We start from the raw sequence: 4,056 nt of genomic DNA, 5'->3' as shown, positions 1-4,056 counted from the left end.
GATCCTCGGGAAAATGGCCCTTCATTTCGGCCTCAAAGCCGTATTTCGCGTAGCGCTCGCGCACGTCGAGCGTGCTTTCCTTGAAAAGCGTCGCGTCTTTGCCCAAATAGGGCGACTCCCACGGGTACACGTACGAACCGCCAGGCACCATAAACAGCTTGTTGAATGCGACTTTCATCGCGTCAGCGTATGCCGAATCATTCGCCTGGCGCTCGCCTAAAACGGCGCACAATTCCACCATGCGCGTAAGGGCATCCGAACACATCGAATCGACTTTGAGCCCTTCATCCCAGGTCGCAAGGCGCTTCGCATTCGCCACGTCAGACTCCGCCAAGCGACCAAACACCGCGCGCGTTTGCTCGCTCGCAAGAACGTCCAGCTCTTCCGCGTTCGGCTCCGCGCCAAGCGCAACATGGAACAATCGATAGATGTACGCCCTGTCGGCAAGCGCCATGCCGATGCGCTCAATCGTGTTCTCGTTCATAGGTTCCCTCCTTGCGAAGCCGATTCATTCTCCCCGTTCGGCGTTCATTTTCTCAATCTCGACCATTTTATAGCCCATGCAGCCCTGGCAGCACAACCACGTGCGGCGCAAATGGCAATTCTCGCATTCGGGCATCGCCTTAATGCGGTACGCGGGCCGATCGATTCGCCTCATGAAATGCGCCGCGAGGTCGTTAACGTTGGCGCAATCGCGAATGTCGACCTTCTCGAATGCCGACATACCGAAGCATCGAACCGCGCGCAAATCGGGCAGCACGTCTATGACCGGGCGACAGAACGACTCGGTATCGACGAGCGTGCACTCATCGGCCCCATGGCGGGCCACCAAATCGCGAAGCCACCGCTTTTCCTCGTCGGACCATATGCACCACGGGGGACGGTTGCAGTCGTAATAGGGCAATACGCCAATCGCATCCATATCGGCAAACATCTTCAGCAGGAACGGCTTGCATGCGCGGAAACGCTCGATGGCGTTTTGACCACAGCCCTCGGGAAACTCCGGCACCGTAAGCGAAATGCGCACCTTGTCGAACCCGTAGCGCTTCAGCAAATCGAGCATGTAGCCGTATTCCATTGTTTCGCCGTGCAAATTAAGCCCCAAATTAATTCGACGGCCCATACCGCGATTAAAAACCAGCTCGTCGACCCCGCACATAATGCGCTCGAAAGCGCCTTCGCGCAATTCGCTCGGCGCGTTCCAATTCACAAGAAGCGTGACTTTGGGAAGGCTCAGCACATCGGCATGCTTTTCGATGAGCAAACCGTTCGTGTATACCGTGAGCATGGCAACGTTTTCGCAGGCCACAGCCCTGCGAACAATCTCGTCAAAATGAGGATGCAACGTAGGCTCGCCGCCGATGAGCCCTATGTTCACGGGGCCCGTGCGCGTCAAAAATTCAAGGGCGGCATCGAAGTTTTCGAGCGCGATGTCGCCCGACCCCGCGCCCATGGTTTCGTGCGCAAAGCAATACGGGCAATGCAGGTTGCATCGCGAGCTCAGGCTAATGTTGGGCACCGTTTCCCTCCCCTATGCGAAAAAAGCCCGGGAAGACAAGCCTCCCGGGCTCCAGGCACGCCTTGTTTTACCAATCAACCTCGGTGAAGCCGGTTTCGGTCGCCGCTTCCTTCGCGTTGATGTACACATTGGGCTTGGTCTTGTCGGACGAAGGAAGAACCGCGATATCGCTCACCAGAGCATCGCCGTACTTCTTCTTGAGCTCTTCGACCTCGCCAAAATCGAGTGCGCGGTTCGGGCACGCCGCAACGCATGCGGGAGTGCCGCCAGCCTCGCGAATAAGGTAGCAGCTGTCGCACTTGCCAGCCTTGCCGTCTTCCCACAGCTTCGGAACGCCATAGGGGCAAGCCTCAACGCAGGCGCCGTCGCCCTTGCACACTTCGCGGTCGAGAATAACCGCGCCGTCTTCGCGCTTGTCGATTGCGCCCGTGGGGCATGCGGCCATGCATGCGGGCGACTCGCAGTGGTTGCAGCTCGCCGAGTAGCTGTAGCACTTCACCTCGGGGAACGACCCAACCGAGAACGTGTGCGCGTTGCGGTAGATGGTGCCAACTTCAAGACGATTCTTGTCTTTGCAAGCGATCTGGCATGCACGGCAACCAGTGCACCTGCTCATATCAAAGTAAAATCCAATGGACATGGTATCCCCCTTGCGCCGTTAGGCGTTCACGATGCGCTGCGGCCACTCGCAGTCAGGCTCAAGCGCGTCACCGGTGTACTTCTCAATGTTGCAAATCTGGTTGTTGTAGCCAGAAACGCCAAAACCGCCGTACTCCGCACCAATCAGGTAGTTGTCGGAACCGGCGCGGTCGATGCCGGTTTTCTCGTCGACGTCGACCCAAGCGCCATGGGGCACGCCCACAACACCAGGCAGCAAAATGTCGAGAACCGCAGCGCGGCGCAGGCCCTTTCCGGCAGGCGTGCTAATGAGCACGGTGTCGCCGTCGGAAATGCCCTTGGCCTTCGCATCTTCGCGGCTGACGAACACGGGGTTCGCCCACGTCTCACGCAGCCACGGGCAGTTGTCGAATACCGAATGGGAACGACGCAGGTAGTGGGGGTTGTACATGATGAAGGGGTAATCGCCCTTCTCGCCACCGATTTTGCCGTCCTTGAACGTGGATTCGTAGCCAACGCACGGAGTGACATACGTCGGGTACGGCTTGTACTGTTCAACGCCCGGATACCCGTAGGAAGCCATGAGGTCGTAGCGCTGCTGGCAGTAGATTTCGATCTTGCCGGAGTTGCTCTTAAGCGGCTTGCCCGCGGGGTCGTCCACGAAGCTCTTCCAACCAATGAAGCCGTGGCCATCGTCGGGAGTGCGCTCGTACTGGTAACCGCCGTTGGTGATGAACTCGTCCATGGAAATGACGCCCTCTTGGGCCTCGCCTTCCACGCCCATCTTCTGAATGTCGTCGGCGGTAATGGTAACGAGGGGCTTCATTTCGCCATCGTCGCCAAGCACCTGGCAGCCGGCGATTTGCTCGAAGAACTGCTGGGTTTCCGACTTATCGTAAGCAAGCGCAGGATCCATGCCCATGCCCTGGAGCAGCAGCGTGCCAATTTCCTGGTCGGTCTTAGCTTCGCCGATAGGCTCGGTGACCTGGGAATAGCAGTACACGAATTCGCGGTTCGAAGAAGTCACGCCGCCAACGCGCTCCCACTCAGTGGTGACCGGCAGAATAATGTCGGAATAGCGGGCGTTCGTGGTCATGAACTGCGCACGAGTAAGCACGAAGTCGACCGCGCGATGGGCCTCGATGCCTTCCTTCTGATTGAGCGACGTCTGAAGCGTTGCGTCGGTGGAGTGGAAGATGCCCTTGATGGGGCCAAGCGTGGTAGGAATACCCTCGTGGAAGCTGCCATACGCGTTGGAGACGTCGAGCACGTCGCCGCCGCCGTTCTTGATGAGTTCGTAGAGCTGCGGCTGGCGCACGCCCGTCGAGCAGGGGTTCTTCGTCTTGGGCATGGTTGCGCTGCCTGCCTTCACGAGCACCGGGCCCGCGTTGCCGCAGTTCGCATGGTAGGCGGAGCCAGTTGCATGGCCCGACTTGCCCATGTGGCCGCCCATGGCGCCCAAAGCGACAATCATCTGAGGAATCATTTCGGCGCCGTTGCAACGGGCCATGCCGTAGTTGTGCAGCAGCATGGTCTTGTTGTTCTTGCCCATGATGCGCGCGAACGCGGTGATCTTCTCGGGCTCTATGCCGCAAATGGGATATGCCCATTCGGGAGTCTTTGGCGTGCCGTCGTAGGTGCCCAAGATGTAATCTTTCAGGTTCTCGTTCACCTTAGCGTCGGAAGGCATGCTCTCAGCGTCGAAGCCAACCGTGTAGGTATGCAGGAAGTCCCAATCGACGATATCGCCTTCGGCCTCGTCGAGGCGAAGCATCTCGTAGGCCGTGGCCAACAGGAAGGCCATATCGGTACCGTTGCGAACGGGCAGCCAGTCGGCGTCGAGCATTTGAGCAGAAGCGTTGTACAGCGGGTCAACGCAGATGAACTTCGCGCCAGCCTCGTGGGCCTGGATGTAGTAG

General features: G+C 58.7%; 4 protein-coding genes. All 4 read right to left on the bottom strand.

Features of this window, described 5'->3' with window-relative positions; genetic code table 11:
* Positions 1-484, bottom strand: a 484-nt coding sequence (locus ACWI8T_RS08775; protein ID WP_449138674.1) for a TorD/DmsD family molecular chaperone, incomplete at its 3' end; no start/stop codon positions are given.
* Between the two features lie 24 nt (positions 485-508).
* Positions 509-1,519: a radical SAM protein gene (locus ACWI8T_RS08770; RefSeq protein ID WP_449138673.1), complete on the bottom strand. Its 1,011-nt coding sequence runs from the start codon at positions 1,517-1,519 to the stop codon at positions 509-511.
* A 67-nt stretch (positions 1,520-1,586) separates the two neighbouring features.
* A complete protein-coding gene (locus tag ACWI8T_RS08765; RefSeq protein WP_114615693.1) occupies positions 1,587-2,159 on the bottom strand; it encodes a 4Fe-4S dicluster domain-containing protein in 573 nt (190 codons plus the stop codon).
* Positions 2,160-2,177: 18 nt separating this feature from the next.
* Positions 2,178-4,056, bottom strand: a 1,879-nt coding sequence (locus ACWI8T_RS08760; RefSeq protein ID WP_449138672.1) for a molybdopterin dinucleotide binding domain-containing protein, incomplete at its 5' end; no start/stop codon positions are given.

This window comes from Slackia sp., assembly GCF_977041755.1.
This window is presented reverse-complemented; position numbering and strand designations above follow the sequence as displayed.